Source organism: Billgrantia tianxiuensis (genome assembly GCF_009834345.1).
GTDB lineage: Bacteria > Pseudomonadota > Gammaproteobacteria > Pseudomonadales > Halomonadaceae > Halomonas > Halomonas tianxiuensis.
The window spans coordinates 2,063,496-2,088,907 of record NZ_CP035042.1 but is presented as its reverse complement, the minus strand read 5'-3'; the positions used below and the strand labels follow the sequence as shown (position 1 = coordinate 2,088,907).

19 protein-coding genes and 4 pseudogenes are annotated in these 25,412 nt (G+C 62.2%); 14 read left to right on the top strand and 9 right to left on the bottom strand.

The genetic code is table 11. The features are described from left to right. Positions 1-193: 193 nt before the first annotated feature. The 7 genes and pseudogenes from EKK97_RS09695 (at position 194) to EKK97_RS25770 (ending at position 6,114) form a co-directional block, all read left to right on the top strand. Entirely contained in the window at positions 194-952 is a 759-nt protein-coding gene (locus EKK97_RS09695; RefSeq protein WP_159551468.1) for a GntR family transcriptional regulator, read from the top strand. Positions 953-1,008: 56 nt separating this feature from the next. Next, a complete protein-coding gene (locus EKK97_RS09690; protein WP_159551466.1) occupies positions 1,009-1,971 on the top strand; it encodes a Bug family tripartite tricarboxylate transporter substrate binding protein in 963 nt (320 codons plus the stop codon). A gap of 23 nt (positions 1,972-1,994) precedes the next feature. Further along, positions 1,995-2,468, top strand: coding sequence for a tripartite tricarboxylate transporter TctB family protein (locus EKK97_RS09685; protein ID WP_234286354.1), 474 nt, complete (start codon positions 1,995-1,997; stop codon positions 2,466-2,468). A 14-nt stretch (positions 2,469-2,482) separates the two neighbouring features. Further along, positions 2,483-3,984, top strand: a pseudogene (locus tag EKK97_RS09680) (tripartite tricarboxylate transporter permease). Positions 3,985-4,026: 42 nt separating this feature from the next. Continuing rightward, positions 4,027-4,710 (top strand): response regulator transcription factor, encoded by a 684-nt coding sequence (locus EKK97_RS09675; protein ID WP_159551462.1) that lies wholly within the window; start codon positions 4,027-4,029, stop codon positions 4,708-4,710. Position 4,711: 1 nt separating this feature from the next. After that, positions 4,712-5,887 (top strand): annotated as a pseudogene (locus tag EKK97_RS09670) (sensor histidine kinase); the annotation flags it as partial. 83 nt (positions 5,888-5,970) lie between these two features. Further along, complete coding sequence (locus EKK97_RS25770) at positions 5,971-6,114, top strand: hypothetical protein (RefSeq protein ID WP_340162976.1); 144 nt, start codon at positions 5,971-5,973, stop codon at positions 6,112-6,114. Here EKK97_RS25770 and EKK97_RS09665 read toward each other — a convergent pair. The 5 genes from EKK97_RS09665 to EKK97_RS09645 form a co-directional block, all read right to left on the bottom strand. Then, positions 6,077-7,090: an AbrB family transcriptional regulator gene (locus EKK97_RS09665; protein WP_159551460.1), complete on the bottom strand. Its 1,014-nt coding sequence runs from the start codon at positions 7,088-7,090 to the stop codon at positions 6,077-6,079. The genes EKK97_RS25770 and EKK97_RS09665 overlap by 38 nt on opposite strands. A 3-nt stretch (positions 7,091-7,093) precedes the next feature. After that, a complete protein-coding gene (locus EKK97_RS09660) occupies positions 7,094-8,602 on the bottom strand; it encodes a tripartite tricarboxylate transporter permease (RefSeq protein WP_159551458.1) in 1,509 nt (502 codons plus the stop codon). Between the two features lie 11 nt (positions 8,603-8,613). Then, the gene (locus EKK97_RS09655; RefSeq protein WP_159551456.1) at positions 8,614-9,069 is read right to left on the bottom strand and encodes a tripartite tricarboxylate transporter TctB family protein; all 456 of its coding nucleotides are present in this window, start codon (positions 9,067-9,069) and stop codon (positions 8,614-8,616) included. A gap of 58 nt (positions 9,070-9,127) precedes the next feature. After that, positions 9,128-10,096, bottom strand: a complete 969-nt coding sequence (locus EKK97_RS09650) for a Bug family tripartite tricarboxylate transporter substrate binding protein (protein WP_234286357.1) — start codon at positions 10,094-10,096, stop codon at positions 9,128-9,130. Positions 10,097-10,245: 149 nt separating this feature from the next. After that, complete coding sequence (locus EKK97_RS09645) at positions 10,246-11,199, bottom strand: LysR family transcriptional regulator (RefSeq protein ID WP_159551452.1); 954 nt, start codon at positions 11,197-11,199, stop codon at positions 10,246-10,248. A 132-nt stretch (positions 11,200-11,331) separates the two neighbouring features. Between EKK97_RS09645 and EKK97_RS09640 the strand changes: the two genes are divergently transcribed. The 6 genes and pseudogenes from EKK97_RS09640 (at position 11,332) to EKK97_RS09615 (ending at position 19,640) form a co-directional block, all read left to right on the top strand. After that, entirely contained in the window at positions 11,332-12,270 is a 939-nt protein-coding gene (locus EKK97_RS09640; protein ID WP_159551450.1) for a sodium-dependent bicarbonate transport family permease, read from the top strand. 289 nt (positions 12,271-12,559) lie between these two features. Next, positions 12,560-13,729, top strand: a complete 1,170-nt coding sequence (locus EKK97_RS09635) for an isovaleryl-CoA dehydrogenase (protein WP_159551448.1) — start codon at positions 12,560-12,562, stop codon at positions 13,727-13,729. A gap of 166 nt (positions 13,730-13,895) precedes the next feature. Beyond that, the gene (locus tag EKK97_RS09630) at positions 13,896-15,503 is read left to right on the top strand and encodes a carboxyl transferase domain-containing protein (RefSeq protein WP_159551446.1); all 1,608 of its coding nucleotides are present in this window, start codon (positions 13,896-13,898) and stop codon (positions 15,501-15,503) included. Positions 15,504-15,683: 180 nt separating this feature from the next. Next, positions 15,684-16,514 (top strand): enoyl-CoA hydratase/isomerase family protein, encoded by an 831-nt coding sequence (locus tag EKK97_RS09625; RefSeq protein ID WP_159551444.1) that lies wholly within the window; start codon positions 15,684-15,686, stop codon positions 16,512-16,514. Then, a pseudogene (locus tag EKK97_RS09620) lies at positions 16,511-18,552 on the top strand (acetyl/propionyl/methylcrotonyl-CoA carboxylase subunit alpha). The gene EKK97_RS09625 and the pseudogene EKK97_RS09620 overlap by 4 nt, the downstream one beginning before the upstream one ends. A 188-nt stretch (positions 18,553-18,740) precedes the next feature. Next, a complete protein-coding gene (locus EKK97_RS09615) occupies positions 18,741-19,640 on the top strand; it encodes a hydroxymethylglutaryl-CoA lyase (RefSeq protein WP_159551442.1) in 900 nt (299 codons plus the stop codon). A 149-nt stretch (positions 19,641-19,789) separates the two neighbouring features. Here the strand turns inward: EKK97_RS09615 and EKK97_RS09610 are convergent, their stop codons facing one another. Next, the gene (locus tag EKK97_RS09610) at positions 19,790-20,608 is read right to left on the bottom strand and encodes a hypothetical protein (RefSeq protein ID WP_159551440.1); all 819 of its coding nucleotides are present in this window, start codon (positions 20,606-20,608) and stop codon (positions 19,790-19,792) included. Positions 20,609-20,969: 361 nt separating this feature from the next. On the opposite strand from EKK97_RS09610, the pseudogene EKK97_RS09605 reads away from it, so the two are divergent. After that, positions 20,970-21,227: pseudogene (locus tag EKK97_RS09605) on the top strand (hydroxymethylglutaryl-CoA lyase); the annotation flags it as partial. 156 nt (positions 21,228-21,383) lie between these two features. Here EKK97_RS09605 and EKK97_RS09600 read toward each other — a convergent pair. The 3 genes from EKK97_RS09600 to EKK97_RS09590 form a co-directional block, all read right to left on the bottom strand. Next, entirely contained in the window at positions 21,384-21,938 is a 555-nt protein-coding gene (locus EKK97_RS09600) for a hypothetical protein (protein ID WP_159551438.1), read from the bottom strand. After that, complete coding sequence (locus tag EKK97_RS09595) at positions 21,938-23,515, bottom strand: RHS repeat-associated core domain-containing protein (protein ID WP_159551436.1); 1,578 nt, start codon at positions 23,513-23,515, stop codon at positions 21,938-21,940. Before EKK97_RS09595 ends, EKK97_RS09600 begins: the two co-directional genes overlap by 1 nt. A gap of 88 nt (positions 23,516-23,603) precedes the next feature. Beyond that, entirely contained in the window at positions 23,604-24,803 is a 1,200-nt protein-coding gene (locus tag EKK97_RS09590) for a WD40/YVTN/BNR-like repeat-containing protein (protein WP_159551434.1), read from the bottom strand. Positions 24,804-25,412 lie beyond the last annotated feature (609 nt).

The following is a 25,412-nucleotide window of genomic DNA, read 5'->3' as shown; positions in this document are numbered from 1 at the left end:
TCACCGACTTTCCCCCACAGACTTCCCCCACCGACTTTCCTCACCCCAGCTTCCTATCCGTCAGGCCCATGGCTGAATATCCAAGGGTGCCTCACCTAGACTTAAGTCTAGTTCTCTAGAGAACTGGTTGACTAGAAGTATACACTGGTCTTTAGTGACAGCAACAAGACAGCGAATCCAGGAGATCGAAGCCATGTGTGCATTGCGCATGCCCCAAGCCGACGGGCGCCTTCCCCTCTATGCCCGGCTGCGCGACCAGTTGGCTTCGCGGATCGCCAATGGGGAGTGGTCGCCGGGCGACACGATCCCCTCGGAGAACCGCCTGGCCGAGGAGTACGGCGTGGCGCTGGCCACCATGCGCATGGCGCTTAAGCAGCTCGTGGACGAAGGCCTGCTGGAGCGCCGCCGCGGCACCGGCACCTTCGTCAAGCAGCCGGCTTTCCGCGCCGACCTGTTCCGCTTCTTCCATGTTCACGATGCCGACGATCCCGACGGCTCCATGATTCCGGAGAGCCGTATTCTCAGCCGTGAGGAGGTCGAAACGCCCGCCGAGGTCCGGCTGGCCTTCGGCGAACCGGACGCGACGCGCTGCATCAAGCTCGAGCGCGTTCGCCTGTGGTCCGGCGAACCGATGCTGTTCGAGGAGGTTTACCTGCGCCTGCCCGATTTCGAGGGGCTATTGGCGCTCGATCCCAAGGACATGGGACCGCTGCTCTACCCCGTCTTCCTTCAGGAATTCGGGATTCTCATCACGTCGGCGACGGATGAGCTTTCGTTCGGCACCGCCACCCAGGCAAGCGCCAGGCACCTGGAACTGCCTGCCAATTCGCCGGTTGCCGTCATCGAGCGCATCGCGCGCAACCCCGTGGGCCGCGTCATCGAATATCGCCGCGTGCATGGCCGCCCCGAGCGCTTCCGCTATCGCGTCACTCTCGGCGAGCAAAACGCCTGAAGCGGGCCTCGATGCCCGCCCCCATGTCCTCACGATTCCAACGACAGGTAAGACAAATGAAAACCACGCTGCTCCTCACCACCGCCACCGTATCGGCCCTTGCCTTCAACCCGGTCATGGCCAACGACTATCCCAATCGCCCCATCGAGATCATCGTGCCGGCACCCGCGGGTGGCGGCACCGACAACGTGGCGCGCATGCTCAACCAGTATCTCGAGGAGGAGCTGGGCCAGCCCGTTGCCGTGCTCAACGTGGCGGGCGGCGGCGGTGCCATCGGCGTCAACCAGTTCTCCCGGGCGCGCCCCGATGGCTATACCCTGCTTTCCACCTGGAACAGCCCCATCACCACGGTGCCGCACATGCAGCGCGTGCAGTACTCCTACGAGACGCTGACCCCCATCACCAGCACCTCGCAAAGCGCCTACACCCTCTGCGTCGCGCCCGACTTCCCCGCCGAGAGCGGTGAGGAGTTCCTTGCCGAGCTGCAAGCCAACCCCGGCAAGTACACCTATGGCAACGATGGCGTCGGCGGCACCATGCGCCTGGCGGCGGAGCGGATCTTCGAAGCCTACGACATCACCGCCCGCCCGATCCCCTTCGGCGGCGCCGGAGAGACCCTGCAGAACTTCCTCGGTGGCCACGTCGATATCTACGGCGGCTCCATCACGCCGGTGCTGCCCTATGTCGAGGAAGGCCAGGCCAAGTGCCTGCTGGTCACCTCTGCCGATGACAACGAAGCCCTACCCCAGGCATCCGGACTCGCTGCCCTGGGCCATCCCGAGCTCGAGACCGTGCTCTGGCGCATGATGCTGGGCCCCGAAGGCATGGAGGAAGAGCGCGCCGAAGCGGTCGCCGATGCCGTGGCCCGCGCCGTGGAGCACCCGGAGTTCCAGGAATTCCTCACCGCCCAGGGCGAAACCCTCAACCTGGTGCGTGGCGAAGAACTGCGCGAGCGCCTGAAACAGGAAACCCAGGCCATCGGCGAGACCCTGGAAAACCTCGGCCTCAAGCAACAGTGACCGGCAAAGGCATCGATAAGACCATGAACTACAGAGATCTCTTCTCTGGCATTGCCTTCCTCATCGTTGGCGTCACCACCGTCTGGATGGGGAAGGGCTTCTTTGCCGATGCCGCCTACGTTCCCATCGGGGTAGGCACCCTGATGGGCGCGTTCTCCCTGCCCCTGATCTGGCGAGGCATGAAGAGCGTGCTGGCCGCGCGCACCACGACCGCCGCCGGCCGCCACACGACGCCCCACCCGGCTCCCGCCCTGGTCGATCACCCGGCGCGCTTCACCACGACCCTGGGCTGCTGTCTGGTGTACTACACGGCCCTGCCGATCGTCGGCTTCTATACCACCAGCGCCCTGTTCATCACGCTGCTGGCCGTGCTGCTGGGAGAGCGGCGCCCCGCCGTGGTGGCGGGCATCACCCTGGGCTTCATCACGCTGCTGTACGCCCTGTTCGCCGTGGTGCTCAAGCGCCCGTTGCCCGTCGAGTTCTTCCTCGCCTCCTAGATAGGGTCCAGCTCATGTTCGAATCGCTCCTGAATGCGCTCCCGGTGGCCCTGCAGCTCGGCTCGCTGATCAGCCTGTTCGTCGGCACGCTGATCGGCATCCTGATCGGCGCGCTGCCCGGCTTGAATCCGGTCATGGCCATTGCCCTGATGCTGCCGCTGACCTACGGCTTCGACCCATCATTGCCCTGGGGCTGGTGGCCGGAATCTACAACGGCTCCATGTACGGCGGCGCCATTCCCGCCATCCTGCTCAACATTCCCGGCACGCCCGCCGCCATCGCCACCACCTTCGACGGCTACCCGATGACACGCAAGGGCGAAGGCGGGCTGGCCCTGAAGACGGCCTGCTGGTCGTCCGCCATCGGCGGTATCGTCAGCGCCCTGGCCCTGATGACGCTGGCCCCCATGCTGGCCAAGGTGACCCTGGCATTCGGCCCGGCGGAGTACTTCTGGGTGGCCGTGTTCGGCCTCGTCAGCATCGCCGTGCTGGTGGGCAAGGATATCAGCAAGGGCATGCTCAGCGCCCTGCTCGGCGTCATCATCGGCCTGGTGGGCATCGATACCATCAGCGGAGAAGAGCGCTTCACCTTCGATTCGCTGTACCTGTCAGGCGGCTTCGAGCTGCTCATCGTACTGATCGGGCTGTATGCCGTGCCGCCAGTGCTCGAGATGGCGGAAAAGCGCAACGAATCCTACTTCAACAGCGACAGTTTCCGCGCCAAGCCAAGCGGCGGCAGCCTGGGCCTGCTGCGCCGCCACTGGCGTACCTGGAGCCGCTCCTCGCTGATCGGCGTGGCCGTGGGCATCCTGCCTGGCGCCGGCGGCAACCTGGCCGCCCTGCTCAGCTACAACGAGGCCAAGCGCAAGGCGCCGGACCCCGAGACCTTCGGCAGCGGCAATCCGGTCGGCGTCGCCGCGGCGGAGTCCGGCAACAGCGCCGACAACGCAGCGGCCATGATTCCTTCGCTGACGCTCGGCATTCCCGGCAACCTGATCGCGGCACTGGTGCTGGGCGCGCTGATGATCCATGGCCTGCAGCCCGGTCCGCAGCTGTTCACCCGCTCCCCCGACGTGGTGTTCGGCTTCATGTGGCAGATGCTGCTGACGGCCATGTTGCTGTTGCTGCTCGGCGGCATGGTGGCGACACGCCTGTTCGCCCAGGTGCTGCGCATGCCCTCCGCGCTGCTGGTCCCCACCACGCTGGTGCTGATGGCAGTGGGCGTGTACACCGTGAACGGCAACGTCACCGATCTCTATGTGATGCTGGCCTTCGGCCTGGCCGGCTACCTGCTCAACCGGCTCGGTTTCCCGCTGGCGCCCGTGGTGCTGGGGGTACTGCTGGGTCCCATGGCGGAGCAGAACTTCCGCCTGACCATGCTGATTGCCCAGAACGACTGGACGGTGTTGTTCAGCCGCCCCATCTCACTGGGCATCATCGCCCTGCTGGCCGTGGTGCTGCTCTCCCAGGCCTGGAAAACGCTGCGCCAGCGGCCACGGCCCTCAAGGCAGCATTGATCCCGTATCATTGACGTTCATCAAGCCGAAGCGGAATGCCACGTGAAAGCCCTGGTCATCGAAGACAACCCCAACCTGGCCACCTCCATCGCCACCGTCCTCGGCGAGGCAGGCTTTCAGGTGGAGACCTGCGACGATGGCCAGGCCGCCGAGCAGTGGCTGCGCCATCTCTCCTTCGACCTGATCCTGCTCGACTTGGGGCTGCCCCACCTGGATGGCATCCACGTGCTGCGGCGCCTGCGCGCCCGGCAGGACAACACGCCAGTGCTGATCATCTCGGCCCGCGACGATCTGGATCAACGCGTGCTGGGCCTGGAAGAAGGCGCCGACGACTATCTCGGCAAGCCCTTCTCGCTGGTGGAAGTGGTCGCCAGGGCCAAGGCCCTGGTACGGCGGGCCAAGCAGTTCGGCGAGAAGAGCCTGCACTGCGGCGACGTCGAGCTGCCGCCCGACAGCCCGGCGGTGCTGGTCAACGGCGAACCGGTCACGCTGCACCGCCGAGAGCGCGAGGTGCTCGAATACCTGTTGATCAACCAGGGGCGCCTGGTGAGCAAGGCGCAGCTCATCGACCGGCTCTCGGACCTGGACGACGCCATCTCTCCCAGCGCCATCGAGACCTACATCTCACGCCTGCGCAAGAAACTGGGCGATAGCATCCAGCTGCGTACCGTGCGTGGGCTGGGCTATCTGCTCGACACCCAGTTGCTCGACACCAAGCCCCACTGACATGACCTCCATTCGCTCCCGCCTGCTGCTGTGGATCGGCCTGCCCTTCACCCTGGTCGGCCTGCTGACCCTGGTCACCAGCTACTACGTGCTCTCCCGCCAGATCACCGAAACCTTCGACGACATGCTGCTCAACGCCGCCGAGCGCCTGGAGCGACGGATCTACTCGGTGGACGGCGAACTGCGTATCAACATGCATTACTTCAGCATCAGCACGCTGGGCAGCCGCGGCGATGGCAAGATCTTCTATCGGATACGCGATGCCGAGGGCAACATGCTGGCAGGCTTTGACGGCCTGGAGGATCCTCCCGGGCCGCTAGACGAGCCGCTGTTCTACGACACCCGCTACGCCGGCAATACACTACGTGCCGTCGCCACCACCTTCCCCGTGGTTCGCTCGACCCACAGCGACCAGATCGAGGTGATCGTGGCCGAATCCACCGAAGCGCGGGAGAACCTGATCAACGAGTTCCTGCTGACGCTCTCGATCCTGATCGCGCTGGGCGGCCTGCTCGCCGTGACCATCGCCCTGCTGGCCATTCATCGCGGCCTGGCGCCGTTGCGCTCGATCAGCCGCTCACTGCGGCGTCGCTCACAGAACGATCTCGAGCCGATCGAAGCCGAAGTGCCCAGGGAAGTCTCCACCCTGGTCGCCAGTATCAACGGCCTGATGCAGCGCATGCGCCAGAGCATCTACAACACCCAGCAGTTCAATGCCGACGTCTCGCACCAGCTTCGCACGCCACTATCGGAGATTCGCGCTCTGGCGGAGCTGGCCGTGCGCCAGCCCGACGCCCCCAGGGCCAGGCACAACCTGCACGAGATCGGCCGCATCGCCGAGAGCGCCGGCTACATGGTTCAGCAGCTGCTCACCCTGGCCAAGGCACGCCATGAACTGGTGGACGCTTCCGCCATGACCGAGATCGATCTCGCCGGGACCTGCCGCGAGGCCTGCACCGAGGCAATCTCACGCATCTACCAGCGTGGCCAGGAGTTGGAGTTCTGCGCAGCGGATGAAGACAGCCGAATCGTCGGCGATAGCGTGATGCTGCGCTGGCTGGTGCAGAACCTGATCGAGAATGCCAGCCAGCATGCCGGTGGCAGCCAACCCTATCGCGGCACCATCTACGTGGCCGTCTGCCGCTGCCCCGATGGCACGCAGCTGCGGGTCAGCGACGACGGCATCGGCGTGAGTCCGCAGCAACTCGACCGGATTACTGAACGCTTCTACCGTGCCAGCCCGAGACACCGGGCAGCGGCCTGGGCCTGGCCATCGTCGACGAGATCGCCCGCGCCCACGGCGCTAGCCTGGCGTTCGACAGCCCCCCGGGGCAGGGACTCATGGTGACGGTGACTTTTCCTCGGCCTAAGCCTTGTTCGCCAGCCGCCGGCCCAGCGAAATGAAGAACGGCGTGGCAAGAATCAACAGCAGCAGGCGCAGCACGTGGTGCGTCACCACATAGATGGGATCGACATCCAGCGCCACCGCGATCACCGCCATCTCCCCCACCCCGCCCGGCAGCAGCGCCAGCAGAGCGGCGATGAAGGTGTGCGGGGTGAAGGTCGACAGCAGCCAGGCGGCGACCACCGCCATCAGCACGGCATAGAGTCCGAACAGCAGGCCGTAACGGCCAACCTGGACGATCCGCTGCCAAGGCGTACCGGCAAAGCGCGCCCCCACCGAGCTGCCCAACACCAGGAAGGTCGCCACCAGCAGCATGTCGGGCAGCGCCACGCCATGGCCCAGCGTCGACAGCACCGCCCCCACGGCCATGGGCCCGAGGAATTCCGGCAGCGGAAAGCGCAACAGCCTGCCCAGCCACCAGGAGGCCGGGGCCAGCACCAGCAACGAGATGTCCTGCCAGCCCACCCCGTTGCCCTCGCCGAGCACAATGCCACCGGCCAGGTAGCTGGCCATGAAGGCCGCGGAAGCCACCACGATGACCAGGCGCATAGCATGAGTGATAGCGATCCAGCGAATATCGACGCCCAGGCGCTCGGCCAGAATGACCGTGGCGTTCATGCTGCCCGGGAAGGAACAGAACACGGCGCTCAGCCGGCTCATGCCGCTGGCGGAGAACAGCCAGGCGCCTCCCGCCAGCATCACGGCCATGTAGGCGAGCATGGTCAGCACGCTGGGGTACCACTCCAGCAGATGCCACAGCTCACCCAGCTCGATACGGTTGCCGATGAACAGCCCCAGCATGGCGATGGAGCAGCGATGCAGACGCTTGTCGATACCTGCTTTCACGCCGGCTAGCGAAGCGATCAGTACCGCGAAGAGCGGCCCCAGCATCCAGGCCATGGGCAGTGAGACAAGGGCGGCAATGCCCCCGCCCAGAGCCCCGATCAGTAATGTCGAAACGGTACGTTGCGCCATCGATCAGGCGCTGGCCACGCGCTGGCGGTTTCTGAACCAGCCCACCAGGCGCTGACCGAACAGCGATACCAACAGCAGCGCCAGGATGATCATGGTCACTGGCCGCTCGAACACGTAGGCCAAGTCGCCACCGCTGATCTGGTAGGAGTGCAGCAGCGATTTCTCCGCCATCGCTCCCAGCAGCATGCCGATCACCGCGGCGGGCACCGAATAGCCGTAGTGACGCAGCAACCACCCTACCACCGCGAAGATCAGCACCGTGGCGGGGCCGGTCATGTTGCCGGTCAGGCCGAAGGAGCCCATCACCGCCAGCACCAGCACCGAGGGGATCAGGTAGCGCATCGGCACCTTGACGATGTTGGCCAGCAGCGGAATGAACAGCAGCCCGATCACCATCAGCAGGAACACCTGGGCGAAGTTGGCAAAGATGATCGCGTAGACCACGTCGGTCTGCTGACGGATGAACTGCGGCCCGCCGGTGATGTTGTGCATGGCGAAGGCCGCCAGCATCACCGCGGTGGCGCCGCCGCCCGGAATGCCCAGCGCGAGCAGGGTCGCCATGGAACCCGCCTCGGAAGTGCTGTTGGCCGACTCCGACGCCACCACCCCCTTGGGGTTGCCCTTGCCGAACGAGGAAGGATCCTCGTCGCGGCGCTGCGTTTCCACGTAGGAGAGCAGGTTCGAGACCGACGAGCCCACGCCCGGCACGGCACCGACGAACACGCCGATCAGCCCGCCGCGAATCAGTACCCAGGGGTAGGTCACGGCCATCTTGAAGCCCTGGAAGATCTCCCCGATCCGCACCTTGCGCGAGGCCTCGGATTCGACGATGTAGCCCTTGTTGGCGAGCTTGAACAGCTCCGAGGCGGCGAACATGCCCATCATCGCGGGGATCACCGGCACCCCGTCGAGCAGGTAGGTCTGGCCCATGGTGCCCCTGGCCATGCCCAGCTCGTTGAAGCCGATGGTGCCCACCAGCATGCCCACGAAACCGGCCATCAGCCCCTTGAGCATCTGCTCGCCCCTGAGGCTGGCGATCAGCGTCATGCCCCACAGGATGATGGCGAACATCTCCGCCGGCCCCAGCTTCAACACCATGAAGGAGAGCGGCTGGATCATCACGAACAGGATCAGGTAGCCCATCAGCACGCCGATCACCGACGATGCCAGTGCCACGCCCAACGCCTGGTTGTGCTTGCCCTGGCGCGCCATGGGGTAGCCATCGAAGGCAGTGGCAATGGCCGAGGAGGTACCGGGTATGTTCATCAGGATGGCCGGGATGCCGCTACCGAAGGAGCCCCCGGTGAAGATCGCGGTGAGGAAGAGCATGGCCTGCACGAAGTCCATGTACAGCGTCATGGGCAGGAAGATCGCCATGGCCATGGAGATCTGCAGGCCCGGCGTGGCGCCGAAGATCAGGCCGATGACGATGCCGGGGACGACGACCATCCACGGCGCGAAACTCGAGAACAGCAGGGCCAGCCCCTGCTCGACGGCGGCAAGATCGATCATGGTGTCGCTCCTCAGTCAGGCAGGACCAGCATGTGCATGGGATAGGGCAGCATCTCGGCGAAGAAGAACGCCACGCCGAAACCGAAGACCAGGCTATAGCCTCCCAGCAGCAGCCAGTTGCGCTCCCCCTTGAGCAGCAGGAACAGCGCAACGAACACCACCGTGGCCACATCGAACCCCAGCGTCTCGAGCGAAATCACATAGGCGGCGAAGAGCCCCACCACGGGCAACGTGCGGTAGAGCGGCTCCCCTTCCTCCCCCTGGCGCTGGAACAAGGTGCCGTGCTTCAGGCGCAGCACCGCCTCCAGCAGCACGATGGCCAGCACCACGAGGGAAAGCGGGAGAATCAGCAGGAGGTTCTGGACAGCCGACGAGACCCGAATGGCGTCCAGCAGGTACCACAGGGTAAAGCCGGCCAGGGCCATGAGGACCAGCAGGTCCCCATAGTCGCGTTTGTTGGTGGACATGGGACGACTCCAGGCGGTCCCGGCCAGCTCTGACCGGGACCGCAACGTACGGAAGGATTCAGTTCAGCAGGTGGGCGTACTGCTCGAAGATTTCATAGTTCTCGCGCATCAGCTCGTTGGAGCGCTCGGGGCCGACCCAGACACCGCCGATGTCGTTCGAGGCGAGATGGTCCTGGACATCCTTGCGCGCCAGGGTGTTCTGGATCGCCTCGGAGAGTGCCTCGAAGCGCTCGGGGTACTGGCGCTCCATCTCGCTGCTGACGGCAAAGCCGCGCATCGAGCCCTGCAGCACCGGCACTTCGAGGTCCATCGGCTCGAGCGCCTCGTTGATGGGCGGCGCATCCCACTGGTCGATGCGCTCATCGTTGATGACCGCCAACGGCGTGAGGAACTCGCGGATACCCTCGCTACCCTCGGCGCTGATGGAGGTGAAGTGCACCTGGCCGCCGGCCACGGCGGAACGGGCCTCGCCGCCGCTGTTGTAGGTCACCAGGTTGAGATTCTCCTGAGGGATGCCCGCCTCTTCGAGCAGCAGCCGCACCATCAGGTGACCCGCCGAACCCTGCACCACGGAGGCACGCACCTGGCCCGGGTTGTCGCGAATCTCCTCCAGCAGCGAGGGCAGATCCTCGAAGCCGCTGTCCTTGTTGGCGGCGATCAGGTCGAGATCGAACCACTGGAAATTGATGAAGGAGAAGTCGTCGATGGCGTACTCCGCCCCGCCCGTCAGGATGGTATTGGTCAGGTACGGCGCGAAGGTGGAGGCATACAGGGTATAGCCATCGTCCGGCCGCGACAGGATGTAATTGGCGGAAACCTGGGTGCCCGCTCCCGGGCGGTTGGTGACACGCACCGGAACACCCATCTCTTCGGAGAGGAAGTTGGACATGGCACGCGTCATGCGATCCGCGCTGCCGCCGGTACCGAAGCCCACCACCAGATCCATGGGCCGATCCGGGAACTCGTCGGCCGCCACGGGGGCCGTCATCGTTAGCGAAGCCAGCAGGGCTGCAAGGGTGCCGGTCATGAGCACCTTCCGACCGGTCTGTGCAATTCGTTCGAACATGGCGTGTACATCCTCATTGTTGGTTTCTTGCCGGGGCTTGCCCCGGCAGCTCCAACTCTAGAGGGCCAACCTGTCACCAACCTTGCATGCCTCCTGCATTCGACCATTGTCTAAGCTGCCAGCCGTGCCAGCAGTCCCTCCAACTCATTGGCCACGAAGCGCGGCTCGACGCACTCGTCGAGATGCCCCGAGGCGAAGCGCAGAAAGCCCAGCGCGGCGTGAGGCAGGCGGCGGTCGCGGCGCACGATGAACTGCCAGTGGCTCTCGATGGGGAAATCGGTCACCGGCAGAATCACGATATCGGGGTGTTCCGGCGGCAGCACGTGCTCGGAGAGCACGGCCAGCCCCATGCCGGCCGCCACGCCCACGCGAATCGCCTCGTTACTGGCCATCTGCAGGGTCGGCCCCAGCGACAGGCCATGCTCCTGCAACCAGCTCTCGAACATCATGCGTGTGGCCGAGCCCGGTTCGCGCAGCAGGAAGCGCTCTTCCAGCAGTTCACCCATGGCGATCCGCTCACGCTTCGCCATGGGGTGCCCCTGCGGTGCCACCACCACCAGCGGATTACGCAGGAAACGTCCGGCCAGGGCATGGGCCAGCGATGGCGGGTGGCTGAACACGTAGAGGTCGTCGTCCTGGCGTTCGAAGCGCGTCAGCATCTGGCGGCGGTTGCCGATATGCAGGGTCACGTCGACATCGGGAAAGGCATGACTATAAGGGCCGAGCAGGCGCGGCAGCACGTACTGGGCGGTGTTGACCAAGGCGATGCTGAAGCGGCCCCGCTCGCCGCCACGCAGCGCCTCGAGGTAATCCTGGAAGTCATCGAAGCGGCCTAGCACCTCACGGCTGGCCCGGTAGAGCTCCCGCCCCGCCTCGGTCGCCGCCAAGCGCCCTTGCCGCATGACCAACAACGGCTCCCCGACCGCCTCACTCAGCCGTTTCAGCTGCTGGGAAACGGTCGGCTGGGTCAGGTGGAGCTGGCGAGCCGCCTCGCTGACCGAGCCGCTGCGCACCACGGCGACATAGACCTGCAGCAGGCGAAACGTGAGATGGCGCACGTTCATGGAAGCGGTTCCGAAGCATTGCATAGGTAATTCACTATACTAAGGCCGGTTACATTCTATTGGAATCAATATCCGGCACTCCTCACAATCCGCGACTACCCTGCCTGTGCGACTCCAGAAGAAGAGAGCCCCATGCCCGATATCGTCGTGATGTTCTTTCTGCTCGGCCTGCTCGCCGGGATCGTCAAGTCCGACCTGACCATTCCCAAGGCCGCCTACGACACCCTGAGCCTGCTGCTGATGCTGACCATCGGTCTGAAGGGCGGCATGTCGCTTTACGGCAACCTGCGCTGGTCGCTGGTGCCCGAACTGCTCGCGGTGGCCGCTCTTGGCGCACTGATTCCGCTGGTGCTGATGCCGATCCTGCGCCGACTGGTGCGCCTCTCTCCCGCCGACAGCGCCAGCATTGCCGCCCACTACGGCTCGGTGAGCGCCGGCACCTTCGCCGTGGCACTGGCCTTCGCCGAGAGCCGCGCCCTGCCCATCGGTGCCGAGGTCACGCTCTACCTGGTAATGATGGAGCTGCCGGCGATCATGGTCGCCATCGCGCTCTACCGCCGCCATGCCGGCAAGGAGGCAGGCGAAGCGCTCCAGGGGATCTGGCACGAGACCCTGACCAACCGCGGCGTGATCCTGCTGGCCGGCGGTGCCGTGATCGGTGCCATGTACGGCCCCGGGGAAGGCGCCGCCGTTACCGAGCTGTTCATGGGTGCCTTCCATGCGGTGCTCGCCCTATTCCTGCTGCAAATGGGCCTGACCGCGGCGGAAACCCTGCGCCCCATCCCCTGGTTCCATTGGCGCCTGCTCACCTTCGCCCTGGTGGCACCGTTCTGCCTGGCCATGGCCGGCCTGAGCGTCGGCCTGATCCTCGGGCTGCCCATGGGTTCGCTGATGATCCTCACGGCACTCGCCGCCAGCGCCTCGTACATCGCCGCACCGGCCGCCATGCGCACCGCCATTCCCCAGGCCAACATCGGGCTGGCCATGCTGGCCTCACTGGGCTTCACCTTCCCGCTCAACGTGCTCGTGGGCATCCCTATCTACTATCAGTTGGCCCTGATACTGCGTTGAACCAGCCCCGCGCCACCGGCCCTAGACTTGTACCCTTGGGCCGGTGGCGTTCTTGCCTCCCCCTATTTTGTTTCCCTTCTATTTTGCTCCCCTCTTATCCGCTCGACTTTCGTCGCACACCCCAAAAGCTGCACTTTACGTTAACGTAAACCTCGCCTAGTCTTGTAGCATTCGTGAATAGCACTGCGAGCCGCGCCTGCGCGACTTGCACCGCCAGACGGCCGCGCACCCCACCGTTGCGCCAATGCCAGAATCACCAGCGACCGACACAATCACAGGGAGTTCCGCCATGCTGACCGCCTACAAGCCCCTCGACTTCGGCCTCGACGACGAACTCAACATGCTGCGCGACCAGGTCAACGCCTTCGCCCGCGACGAGATCGCCCCGCGCGCCGCCGAGATCGACGAGAAGAACGAGTTCCCCAACGACCTGTGGCAGAAGTTCGGCGACATGGGCCTGCTCGGCATCACCGTGCCGGAAGAGGATGGCGGCACCGGCATGGGCTACCTGGCGCACTGCATCGCCATGGAGGAGATCTCCCGGGCCAGCGCCTCGGTGGGCCTCTCCTACGGCGCCCACTCCAACCTGTGCGTGAACCAGCTCAAGATCAATGCCAATGCCGAGCAGAAGGCCAAATACCTGCCCAAGCTGATCAGCGGCGAGCACGTCGGCGCGCTGGCCATGTCCGAGCCGGGCGCCGGTTCCGACGTGGTTTCGATGAAACTGCGCGCACGGCGTGAAGGCGACCACTACGTGCTCAACGGCAACAAGATGTGGATCACCAACGGCCCCGACGCCGACGTGCTGGTGGTCTACGCCAAGACCGACCCGGAAGCCGGCTCCAAGGGCATCACCGCCTTCATCATCGAGAAAGGCATGCCCGGTTTCTCCACCGCCCAGAAGCTCGACAAGCTGGGCATGCGCGGCTCCAACACCTGCGAGCTGGTGTTCCAGGACTGCGAAGTGCCGGTCGAGAACGTGCTGGGTGAGGAAGGCAAGGGCGTGCGCGTGCTGATGAGCGGCCTGGACTACGAGCGCACCGTGCTCGCCGCCGGCCCCATCGGCATCATGCAAGCGGCCATGGACGTGGTAGTGCCCTACGTTCACGAGCGCAAGCAGTTCAACCAGTCCATCGGCGAATTCCAACTGGTGCAGGGCAAGATCGCCGACATGTACACCACGCTGAACGCCTGCCGCGCCTACCTCTACGCCGTGGCGGCGGCCTGCGATCGCGGCCAGACTTCCAGGAAGGACGCCGCCGGCGTGATCCTCTACTGTGCGGAGAAGGCCACCCAGGTGGCGCTGGACGCCATCCAGCTGCTCGGCGGCAACGGCTATATCAACGAGTATCCCACCGGGCGCCTGCTGCGCGACGCCAAGCTGTACGAGATCGGCGCCGGGACGAGCGAGATTCGCCGGATGCTGATCGGCCGCGAAATTTTTACTGAATCGGCATAACCGAAGACGGAAGAGTGAAGAGGAAAGAGGGAAGAAAAGAAGTCGGAGCCACCAGGCGTTGCCGAGCGAAGAGATTTTCTTATCTCTTCCTTCTTATCTCTCCCCTCTTGCCAAATTCCCAGCAAATCGCGTGCCGAGTCACGCGAGCCAGTTCAGGAACCGAAACATGTCCATCCTGACAACCCAAGTCAATCCGCGCAGCGACGGCTTCCAGGCCAACGAAAAGGCCATGCGCCACGAGGTGATGAAGCTGCGCGAGCTGACCGCGGCGATCAGCCAGGGCGGCGGCGAGAAGGCCCGCGCCCGCCACGAGAGCCGCGGCAAGCTGTTCGTGCGCGACCGCATCGACCACCTGATCGACGAGGGCTCACCGTTCCTCGAGTTCTCGGCACTGGCCGCCCATGAGGTCTACGAGAGCGACGTGCCCGCCGCCGGCGTGGTCACCGGCATCGGCCGTGTGAGTGGCGTGGAATGCGTGATCGTAGCCAACGACGCCACCGTCAAGGGCGGCACCTACTACCCGCTGACGGTGAAGAAGCACATCCGCGCCCAGGAGATCGCCCGCAAACATCGCCTGCCGTGCATCTATCTGGTCGACTCCGGCGGCGCCTTCCTGCCCCGCCAGGACGAAGTATTCCCCGACCGCGACCACTTCGGCCGCATCTTCTACAACCAGGCCACCCTTTCCGCCGAAGGCATCCCGCAGATCGCCGTGGTGATGGGCTCCTGCACTGCCGGTGGCGCCTACGTACCGGCCATGGCCGATGAGTCGATCATCGTCAAGCAGCAGGGCACCATCTTCCTCGGTGGCCCGCCGCTGGTGAAGGCCGCCACCGGCGAGACCATTAGCGCCGAGGACCTGGGCGGCGCCGACGTGCACGCCAAGATCAGCGGCGTGGCCGACCACTACGCCGAGAACGACGCCCACGCCCTGCAGCTCGCCCGCGCCTGCGTGTCGCGGCTGAACTGGCAGAAGCGCGGCCAGCTCAAGATGCAGGAGCCCAAGCCCCCGCGCCTCGACCCCAGCGAGCTCTACGGCATCGTCGGCACCGACCTCAAGAAGCCGTTCGACGTGCGCGAAGTGATCGGCCGCATCGTCGACGACTCCGACTTCGATGAGTTCAAGCGCTACTACGGCGACACCCTGGTCACCGGCTTCGCCCACATTCACGGCTACCCGGTGGGCATCGTCGCCAACAACGGCGTGCTGTTCTCCGAATCCGCGGTGAAGGGTGCCCACTTCATCGAGCTGTGCGCCCAGCGCAAGATCCCGCTGGTGTTCCTGCAGAACATCACCGGCTTCATGGTCGGCTCCAAGTACGAACACGAAGGCATCGCCAAGCACGGCGCCAAGCTCGTCACCGCAGTGGCCTGCGCCAAGGTACCCAAGTTCACCGTGCTGATCGGCGGCAGCTTCGGCGCCGGCAACTACGGCATGTGCGGCCGCGCCTACGACCCCAACCTGCTGTTCATGTGGCCCAACGCGCGCATCTCGGTGATGGGCGGCGAACAAGCCGCCGGCGTGCTGGCCCAGGTCAAGCGCGAGCAGTACGAGCGTGAAGGCCGCGAGTGGAGCAAGGAAGACGAAGAAGCCTTCAAGCAGCCCACCCGTGAGCAATACGAGCGCCAGGGCCACCCCTACTACGCCAGCGCCCGGCTGTGGGACGACGGCGTGATCGACCCGGCCCAGACCCGCGACGTGCTGGGGCTGTCGCTGGCTGCCGCGATGAATGCCGAGGTTCAAGAGACGCGCTTCGGCGTATTCCGGATGTAACCGCGCGTTGCGCGAGAAGTGAGAGGTAAGAAGGAAGAGAGAAGATGTAAGAGTGAAGAACGGAGAAGAAGGAAGACACGATTGAGGTTCTTCCCTCTTCAAGGCGCGTAGCGCCGTACTTCCCTCTTTACACGGCGCAGCCGCTCTCTTCCTCGGGCTCGCAGCCATCAGGACAGTGACATGACCACACAGACATATTCGAACTTGAACATCGACGAGCGCGGCGTCGCCCGGCTGACGCTGAACCGCCCCGACGTACACAACGCCTTCGACGACAGCCTGATCGCCGAGCTCAACGAGCACCTCGCCAAGCTCCACGACGCCGCCCGCCACGGCGAGGTGCGCGTGGTGGTGCTTGGCTCCGAGGGCAAGAGCTTCTCCGCCGGCGCCGACCTGAACTGGATGAAGCGCATGGTGGAGTACGACTTCGAGGGCAACCTGGCCGACTCGCGCAAGCTCTCGCAGCTGATGCACGGCCTGGACACCCTCCCTTGCCCCACCGTATGTCGCGTGCAAGGCGCCGCCTTCGGCGGTGCCGTGGGCCTGGCCGCCTGCTGCGACGTGGTGATCGCCAGCGAAAAGGCCAAGTTCTGCCTCTCCGAGGTCAAGATCGGCCTCTCCCCGGCGGTGATCAGCCCCTACGTGCAGCGCGCCCTAGGCTCGCGCCAGATGCGCCGCTACGCCCTCACCGCCGAGGTGATCGATGCCGACCAGGCGCTGGAACTGGGCCTGGCCCACCAGATCGTCGGCCACGACCACATCGACGAAGCAGTCGAGGAGATGATCGCCACCCTGTTGGCCGGCTCGCCCCAGGCCCAGCGCGCCACCAAGGCGCTGCTGGCCGAAGTGGCCCGCGACTCCGACAGCAAGGCCACCCGCGAGCACACCTGCCGCGTGATCAGCGAGCTGCGCGTGAGCGCCGAAGGTCAGGAAGGCCTGACCAGCTTCTTCGAGAAGCGCCGCCCCGCCTGGGCCGACGACAACACGAATTCCTCGGAGCGCCGCTCATGAGTCAGACCCACGATACCCGCAACACGCCCTTCGACACCCTGCTGGTGGCCAACCGCGGCGAGATCGCCTGCCGCGTGATGCGCACCGCCCGCGCCATGGGCCTGCGCACCGTGGCCGTGTACTCCGATGCCGACGCCAACGCCCGCCACGTGCGCGAGGCCGACGAGGCCGTACGCCTCGGCCCGGCCGCCGCCCGCGAGAGCTACCTCAAGGTGGAAGCGGTAGTGGACGCCGCCAAGCGCACCGGCGCCGGCGCCATTCACCCCGGCTACGGCTTCCTCTCCGAAAACGGCGCCTTCGTCGAAGCGCTGGATGCCGCCGGCATCACCTTCGTCGGCCCGCCCGCCTCGGCGATTGCCGCCATGGGCGACAAGTCCGCCGCCAAGGCGCGCATGGCCAACGCTGGCGTGCCGCTGGTGCCGGGCTACCATGGCGACGACCAGGACGACGCACTGCTCAAGTCCGAAGCCGACAAGATCGGCTACCCGGTGCTGCTCAAGGCCAGCGCCGGCGGTGGCGGCAAAGGCATGCGCGTGGTCGAAGCCCCCGAGCAGTTCCAGGCCGCGCTGGACGGCTGCCGTCGCGAGTCCCAGGCCGCCTTCGGCGACACCCGCATGCTGATCGAGAAGTACCTGACCCAGCCGCGACACGTCGAGGTGCAGGTGTTCTGCGACAGCCACGGCAACGGTGTCTACCTGTTCGAGCGCGACTGCTCCGTGCAGCGCCGCCACCAGAAGGTGCTCGAGGAAGCCCCCGCCCCCGGCATGACCGCCGAACTGCGCCGCGAGATGGGCGAAGCCGCCGTGCGCGCCGCCAAGGAGATCGGCTACGTGGGCGCCGGCACCGTCGAGTTCCTGCTCGACAAAGATAGTTCGTTCTACTTCATGGAGATGAACACCCGCCTGCAGGTGGAGCACCCCGTCACCGAGATGATCACCGGCCAGGACCTGGTCGAGTGGCAGCTGCGCGTGGCCATGGGCGAAGCGCTGCCGCTCCAGCAGGAGGAGCTGACCATCACCGGCCACAGCTTCGAGGCGCGCCTCTACGCCGAAGACCCGGAGCAGGACTTCCTGCCTGCCACCGGCAAGCTGACTCGCTTCGCCATGGACCTCAAGGGCGCCGGACTCGACCCGCGCCAGGTGCGCCTGGACAGCGGCGTGGAAACCGGCGACGTAGTCTCGATGCACTACGACCCCATGTTAGCCAAGCTGATCGTCCACGGCGACGACCGCGACCAGGCGCTCTCCACCCTCAACCGGGCGCTCGCCGCGCTGGACGTGCAGGGCGTGGTGACCAACCGCGCCTTCCTGCAGCGGCTGGCCACCCATCCTGCCTTCCGCAACGCGGAGCTGGATACCCGCTTCATCGAGAAGAACGAAGCCACCCTCTTCGCCCCCAAGCAATACACCACCGAAGAGTACGCCGGCGCCGCGCTGATCGGCCTGAACCAGCTCGCCCGCGAGTGCGAAAGCGACTCGCCCTGGGACCGCCATGACGGCTTCCGCCTCAACGCCCCGCACACCATCCGCATCTCGCTGTGCGACCCTGCCCACGTGCAGGATGAAGAGAGCGTAGTCGTGGTAGAAGGCACCCGTGCCAGCGGCGCCGATCCGTGGGACCTGACCATCGGCGGCGAGACCCTCACCGCCCGCCTGCAGCACCTGGAAGGCGACGCCGTGGCCGTGACCCTCAACGGCCACCGCCGCCGCCTGCAGGCACGCCGCGACGGCAACGTCGTGGTGATGGTCGACCCGCGCGGCGAAACCCGCCTATTCTGGCGCCGTATCGACGCCATCGACCACGGCCACCACGAAGCCGAATCGACCCTCACCGCGCCGATGCACGGCACCGTGGTCGCGCTGCTGGTGGAAGCCGGCCAGAAGGTGGAGAAAGGCATGCCGCTGATGGTCATGGAAGCCATGAAGATGGAACACACCATGACCGCCCCGCCGACGGCCACGTGGAAAGCTTCCACTTCAATGCGGGAGACACCGTGGGGCAAGGCGACGTGCTGCTCGAATTCGCTCCCGCCGAGTAAACTGGAACCGAAAAAAGAAGCGTCGAGGTGAGCGGCGCCGGGAGCTGTCGTGAGCGAAGCTCATTTTTCAGGGATGAAAAATGGAGCGCCCAGAGATGGGTTCACAGCGACCTTCGCGAGAGACAGCACCCGGGGTAGCCGCGGACGAAGCTACTGATTGTGTGCCGTGAACAGGAAGGAGTTTACAAATGGCATTTCCCAAGCGCGTGCGCCTGGTCGAAGTCGGCCCCCGCGACGGGCTGCAGAACGAGCCCAACCCGATCGACACGGCCACCAAGCTGGAACTGATCGACCGCCTGGGCGCCGCCGGTATCAGCTACATCGAAGCGGCCAGCTTCGTCTCGCCCAAGTGGGTACCGCAGATGGCCGACCATCGCGAAGTGATGACCGGTCTCACGCGCCGCCAAGGCGTGACCTACGCCGCCCTCACCCCCAATCTCAAGGGGCTGGAAGCAGCGCTGGAGTGCGGCGTGGAAGAAGTGGCGGTATTCGGCGCGGCCAGTGAAGCCTTCTCGCAGAAGAACATCAACTGCTCCGTCGCCGAATCCCTGGAGCGCTTCGCCCCCGTGCTGGAGCGAGCCAGGGAGGCCAACGTGCGCGTGCGCGGCTATGTCTCCTGCGTGCTCGGCTGCCCCTACGAAGGCGAGATCGCCCCGGCCAAGGTGGCCGAGGTGAGCAAGGCGCTGTTTGAAATGGGCTGCTACGAAGTCTCGCTCGGCGACACCATCGGCGTCGGCACCCCGCTCGCCGCCAAGCGCATGATCGAAGTCGTGAGCCGCGACATCCCCATGGAAAAGCTCGCCGCCCACTTCCACGACACCTACGGCCAAGCGCTGGCCAACCTCTACGCCGTACTGGAAGAAGGCATCAGCGTGGTGGACAGCTCCGTCGCCGGCCTCGGCGGCTGCCCCTACGCCAAGGGCGCCTCCGGCAACGTGGCCAGTGAAGACGTCGTCTACCTGCTCAATGGCCTAGGCATCGAAACCGGTATAGACCTCGACAAGCTCGCCGCAACCGGTACCTGGATCACCCAGACCATCGGCCGGCCGAACCGCTCGAAGGTAGGCGTGGCGCTGGCGGCGAAGTAATGGCATGGTGTAAAACGACAAGCCCCCAGTTCGGGGCTTGTCGTAGTTTCGAAACTAGCTCATATGCTTACCAATGCTTGAGCAGCTTCCAACCTAAATTTATCCCAATTTATTAGCAGCATAGCAGAAATAATTCAACCCCAAGAAAACTATCTTCTATTTAGAATATAATCGTATCTTTTATCACCAACAAAAAACGACCATTTTATTTTATTCAAATCATCTACTGGCGTGAGCATCGCAAGCCTACTCGACTTATGAAAAGCATGCTCAAACAGCTCCTCTTTATCTGAGTATGCGAAGTGTTGGTATCTTAATTCAAGACCTGACCACCTTACATCATTATATAAATGATTCCAATTTTCGCTGCTTTCTTTATAAATTTTATATCTCGCCTCACCATCTCTTACAACTTCAACTTGGACTTTTCCCTCTTCATTCTCCCATCTACCAACATACCTTTCCACATGAGGGTTCTCTGGCACCCAAGGATCATGAACAAAATCTTCTTCCTTAAAAGCAGAATTTTTCGACCCATCTGCAACCGCTTCATTATAGAGAAAACACAAGGGGCTGACTTGATTCACTCTCACATAGGAAAAGGTTAGCTCAAATTCACCAATACTCATGCCAAGCTTCATTGAATTATCTTCAACTGAGATTACATCGAAATTTTGCACCCCGGCAGGAGAAAAAATACGCATCCGCTTCCCATCACCACTAATTCTATATCTGGATGACTCCACAGGATCAGAAGAACCAACCCTGCAATTAAACGGATACAAGTTACTTCTCCCTGCATCTGTAAACTCTACTACATTAGCAATCCCATTGCGGAGAGGCAGCATTGCCCATGTACCGACAATAGAAATTTCATCCTCATGAGACAAATTGACACCCTTCCCTTGAGTGCTAGCACATGAAGAAAGGAACACCACCAACACACATATAAGTATATTTTTTCTCATTTTACCCCCCTATTCTCAGTCCCGCCTGTTTGAATTTCTGTAAGAAAATGGTAAAAATCGAGCAAGCGGAAAATATATCTCTATTGCATTACTGAAAATTGTGATTGCCAAAAAGCACGTAACGCAGAAATTTTTTCATGCTCCTCTTTTATAATTAATCTTAATCGTAAGACTGAGCGACCACTGCCGCCCAGGCCAATAATCGAAAATTATTAACAATATGATACTTCAGATCCCACTCTACCAAACGGCTAAATAGCAGCCAGGGATCGTGGTTAATAACAAGATCGAAGTGGATGGGCTTTAATACACACCGTGTTTCGGGGCTGGCTGAGCTTGTGCTCGAACATGCGCGACTAGTAGCCTGGCCAATCTCTACGCCGTGCTGGAAGAAGGCATCAGCGTGGTGGGCAGCTCCGTCGCCAGCCTCGGCGGCTGCCCCTACGCCAAAGGCGCCTCTGGTAATGCCGGCAGTGAAGACGTCGTCTACCTGCTCAACGGCCTCGGCATCGAGACCGGTATCGACCTGAACAAGCTCGCCGAAACCGGCACCTGGATCGCCCAGACCATCGGCCGGCCGAACCGCTCGAAGGTGGGTGTGGCACTGGCGCCGAAGTAAATAATTACGTGGCAGTAACGAAAAGCCCCTGTATCAGGTGACTGGCTCAGGGGCTTTGTGTCAGGTGAGCATCATCACTGCACCCACTGTACAACTATTACGCCTGCGCCGTTTGGCGGAACCAAGGCGCAAGATTCTTTCGATAAACAAGCCGGTTTACGTCGGAAATACTGTCTGTCTTTCCACTCGCCGCTCTAGCAAAAAATTCATTACTTTTTCCTCACCATCCATTGAATAAATCACTTCCAATGTTATTGCTGACTCTTTCTCGAAGCGCTTTAACAACTCACCTTTTATTTTGTAAAGCAATACCCCCTTTGTCACCAACCCACTATCAGTAGCTTCTTCGCCAAACAGAACCTCACTATCGACTTGATAACTTTCCTTCCACCCATCTCCAATAAAATTAGCCCCCAACACGTATACAGGGATATCAGGCGCCTCCTTTGCATACAAACCCAGCCAAGCCCAATATTCCTCAAACGATGCCTGCTTTACAGAGATAGTAAAAAGAATTTCTCTATCCTTATATCCATCTAGCTCCTGCAAATCAAAATTCAACTCACTATAAAAGCTCATAGAGGGACGATGTTCGTAATGCACAATTTCCGCAGCTTTACAGCCGGTAAGAAAATTCATAAAAATAGAAAAAAAACCTGTCATAAGCAAGAACCTCATACTCCATCCTCTAACTTCTTTAGTTTTATTCATTAATTGGGGCCTCTCACATTACCTCCCAACGCATATGGCAAAACGTCTAAAACACCATGCCCTAGTCCTTTGCCTGCCCAAGATCCCCAACCCTTCACGTCAGACCATTCATTTGGAATGGGTGCAGGATTAACGTAATTATATGTTCCGACATACTTAGGATCAGTGATAACCTCAAGGGTGTCCCCATCAAAGACCACCTCTCTTCCATCCGGATGGATAAACTTCAGCTCTGGCAAACCAATTCCGTTATCATGGAAAATAGATTGTGCAGGGCTCAACAGCTGCCACTCTGAGTTATGAGCATTTACTTCGGAATAATCAGGCAAGCCAATATTATTGCATGCTCTCCCTTCGAAGTGCCACGACGTTGATCTTCTCCAAAGCCCTGAAATGAAACTCTCATCTGCGGATCGGTCATTGGTACACTCAAACAACCCCAGCGGATCCACCATGCCGGTCGGGTTGCTGACATAGCCATACAGATTCCTGCCTCCCTTCAGACCAATCGGGTCCTGATTGATGTACCGGCCCTGCTGCGGGTCGTAGTAGCGGTGGCGATTGTAGTACAGACCACTCTCTTCATCGTACCACTGGCCCTGGAAGCGGATGGGCTGTGCTGTTCTACCCTGCTCGTTGGTCACTGCCGCCCAGTCGTCGGGCTGGGCCTGCCACAGGGTGTCGCCTCGGGGCGTGACGAGCTGCATCGGCGTGCCCAGGGCATCAGTGACGAAGGCACTGCTCTGCTTGGCTGCGCCATCACCGGCCTGGTCGATTCGCAGCATGGGCACGAAGCTGCCGGGCTCGTAGACCACGGTGGTTTGGTGGCGCTCTTTCGCTTCGTGCACGAGCCGATCGCCGTCCCAGCCGTAGTGGGTGGTGGCGGTGGTGCCGTTGGCGTGATGGACGGTCTTGCTGATGCGCCGCCCCAGGGCGTCGTAGCGGTAGCGGGCTTCTTCGGTCGCTCCCTGAGCGCTGGTACGGGTCAACCGCACCAGGCGGTTGGCACCGTCGTAGCCGAGGCTGAGCCGTTCGCCATTGGAAGTCTCGCGCTCGATCAGATTGCCGGCGCCGTCGTGACGATAGCGGGCACCGTCGAGCTGGGTCAGGCGGTTGTCGGGCTGAGCGCTGGCTTGGCCTTCGAGGCGGTTGCCGGCAGCGTCCACCGGGTAGCGGTGGGCACGGTCACCGTGCTGACTGGCGATCAGTCGCCCCGCCGCGTCGTAGCTATAGGCGATGACCGGGCTGGCACTGCCCCGGCTGCGGAAGCTGAGCCGGCCGAGGGCGTCGTAGCGGTAGTGTTGCTCGCCTTTGGCGCTGCCGGGGCCACGCAGGCTGAGGTGATCCAGTTGGCCAAGTGCGGTGTAGCCACGTTCGAGAATCAGCGGTTGGGGCTGGTCGGCGCTGCTCAGGCGGCGTTGGGTTTCACGGTGCAGGGCGTCGGGCTCGAGAGCGATTTCGAGGCCCAGGCCAGGGGCGCTGAGGCCGTGCAGGTGGCTGCTGCCGTAGGTATGCCAGGCGAGTTCGAGCAGTTCGCCGTAGCGGCTGGCTTGCCACGCTACCGCCAGGGAAGACAAACAGATGCCTTCCCCGGCGATGAAGAGTGTGAATCAAACAGTATCAGGACTTTGAAGACAGCCATTGAGTGAGCCATCTTATGCTCACTCAGGGAATCTCTCGCCGATAAAGAGAATATCCTTCCACTCTCCAGCGAGTGCCGGTCTGCACGTCGTAATACCCCCCCTGAGCACTGCGCCCCTCATATTCGATTTTCCAGCTCCCGCCTCCGTCGTAACTAACTGCGACAACATCATTACCCAGCAGAGTGGATTCGTTGACGCCGTCGAACAGAAGTCCATCGCTAGGGGTCAGATAAAGTGCGTAGCCTTTCAGCTCAGGCGGGAACTCGTGCAGCTTATGCAAGCTGTCGTCATTCCAGCTCCATACGACGCTTGGTCGAGGCGCGTCTCGCTCATCTGAGGGAAGCGAGAAGTATGGAGCACCTTGAGTAGCAAGCACGTAGACATTGCCTTCCGTATTGGCAGCGATATCCATCACCACATGGCCAGGAATAGTGAAGGCTTGCTGGGAAATATCCTCTCCCCAAGGCAGCGCGTGGATCCGGCTGACATCAGCGGCATGGTCATAGAAAGCCATACGCAGCACGTTATCCTGGCCCAGCGCTACCAAATCAAACTGTTGGCGAGGGTTCTCCGGATTTCGGGAGCCTTCGGGTACTGGCAGCTCATCCCAATGTTCACCACCATCCCTCGTACGCCAGACTCTTGGCCCCCAGCCGATCAGATAGCCGCGCTGAGGATCGATAAAGCGCAGAAAGGTAATGTTTTGCTCCTCTGGCCAGCGGAGCCTTTCCCACTCCTGGCCTTGGTCAGTGGACTTGAAAAGCTGGGTGAGTTCAGGACGATAGCTTTGGCCAAGGGGTAATTCCGCGGCCCGATCTGACCAGCCTGTGGTCAGATAGAGGGTGCTCCAATCCGGCGCCAACCACCAATCGGCCCGCTGCGCCGGCTCCTCGAAACGCCGGATGACTTCGCCTTCAAGTCCACTACTCAAAATTCGCACCGAGCGACGGTTGGCGAACTCACCTACATTACTCATCCAAGGCTCGCTTGGTTCAGCCCTGTTTGGGTCGCTTCGCTCTTCTCGGGGCTTGAATGTGATTTCAGGCTTGGTTAGTTTCATGGTAATAATAGACTTACCATTAACTCGAAAGTCGCCTACCCCATAAGGTTTGTCCTCCCTCATGAAGTCATTGCTAACGCTATCCCACATTCCGCTGCCGCCAACAACATAGCCAACAGCCAGAAGAAGCAATAACGAAATGACACCCCATTGCCGGGCCATTTCACATTCCTTGGTAGCAGTGTTGACGAGCCCTATCGCTGTGCGTCATGAAGTCCACCAAGCTTTTGCAGCTGTATAGAAGTCACGGCCCCGAGCCGGTAAACAGCGGGGCCATAGCAGAAGGAGCTGGCTTTCCTCATGCCGCTGCGGCCTTCATTGCCCACACCGCGCCAGCCAAAGATGCTCCCCTAACGCTACGCCCAGGCATTATTTAATTCCCCCTTCTGAAGTGTGACGGTATTTGCCTGACAGTCGGCCCAAGACGTTCAAAGACGTTCAAAGACGTTCCATTGGAAACGTCATCAACTTGAGCGAGAAACATATTACAACCAACGGCCCCTGTTTCAGTCACGCTACCGCCAAGGGAGGAACAAAGCGTCTTCCCCTGACTAATAGTATTCGCATTCACTCAGTGCCGTAGTCACTACGAACCCAACGCTCAAGGCCTAAAACTAACTACAAAAATTCCAACACATAACACGAGCAACTGAGAGAAGAAAAAAATTATCGAGCTTTGCATTCGAGTCGCCCGACCCTCTAAAAATTTTCGCTCTACAACAACATAGCTGTAAGCTCCTCTAAGCACATATTGCGCAAAAAAGATCACCA

Excerpts from the sequence above, each read along its gene's own strand:
- EKK97_RS09695 (WP_159551468.1), top strand. The coding sequence starts at position 194 with ATGTGTGCATTGCGCATGCCCCAAGCCGACGGGCGCCTTCCCCTCTAT.
- EKK97_RS09690 (WP_159551466.1), top strand. The coding sequence starts at position 1,009 with ATGAAAACCACGCTGCTCCTCACCACCGCCACCGTATCGGCCCTTGCC.
- EKK97_RS09685 (WP_234286354.1), top strand. The coding sequence starts at position 1,995 with ATGAACTACAGAGATCTCTTCTCTGGCATTGCCTTCCTCATCGTTGGC.
- EKK97_RS09665 (WP_159551460.1), bottom strand. The coding sequence starts at position 7,090 with ATGGCGCAACGTACCGTTTCGACATTACTGATCGGGGCTCTGGGCGGG.
- EKK97_RS09660 (WP_159551458.1), bottom strand. The coding sequence starts at position 8,602 with ATGATCGATCTTGCCGCCGTCGAGCAGGGGCTGGCCCTGCTGTTCTCG.
- EKK97_RS09655 (WP_159551456.1), bottom strand. The coding sequence starts at position 9,069 with ATGTCCACCAACAAACGCGACTATGGGGACCTGCTGGTCCTCATGGCC.
- EKK97_RS09650 (WP_234286357.1), bottom strand. The coding sequence starts at position 10,096 with ATGACCGGCACCCTTGCAGCCCTGCTGGCTTCGCTAACGATGACGGCC.
- EKK97_RS09645 (WP_159551452.1), bottom strand. The coding sequence starts at position 11,199 with ATGAACGTGCGCCATCTCACGTTTCGCCTGCTGCAGGTCTATGTCGCC.
- EKK97_RS09640 (WP_159551450.1), top strand. The coding sequence starts at position 11,332 with ATGCCCGATATCGTCGTGATGTTCTTTCTGCTCGGCCTGCTCGCCGGG.
- EKK97_RS09635 (WP_159551448.1), top strand. The coding sequence starts at position 12,560 with ATGCTGACCGCCTACAAGCCCCTCGACTTCGGCCTCGACGACGAACTC.
- EKK97_RS09630 (WP_159551446.1), top strand. The coding sequence starts at position 13,896 with ATGTCCATCCTGACAACCCAAGTCAATCCGCGCAGCGACGGCTTCCAG.
- EKK97_RS09625 (WP_159551444.1), top strand. The coding sequence starts at position 15,684 with ATGACCACACAGACATATTCGAACTTGAACATCGACGAGCGCGGCGTC.
- EKK97_RS09615 (WP_159551442.1), top strand. The coding sequence starts at position 18,741 with ATGGCATTTCCCAAGCGCGTGCGCCTGGTCGAAGTCGGCCCCCGCGAC.
- EKK97_RS09610 (WP_159551440.1), bottom strand. The coding sequence starts at position 20,608 with ATGAGAAAAAATATACTTATATGTGTGTTGGTGGTGTTCCTTTCTTCA.
- EKK97_RS09600 (WP_159551438.1), bottom strand. The coding sequence starts at position 21,938 with ATGAATAAAACTAAAGAAGTTAGAGGATGGAGTATGAGGTTCTTGCTT.
- EKK97_RS09590 (WP_159551434.1), bottom strand. The coding sequence starts at position 24,803 with ATGGCCCGGCAATGGGGTGTCATTTCGTTATTGCTTCTTCTGGCTGTT.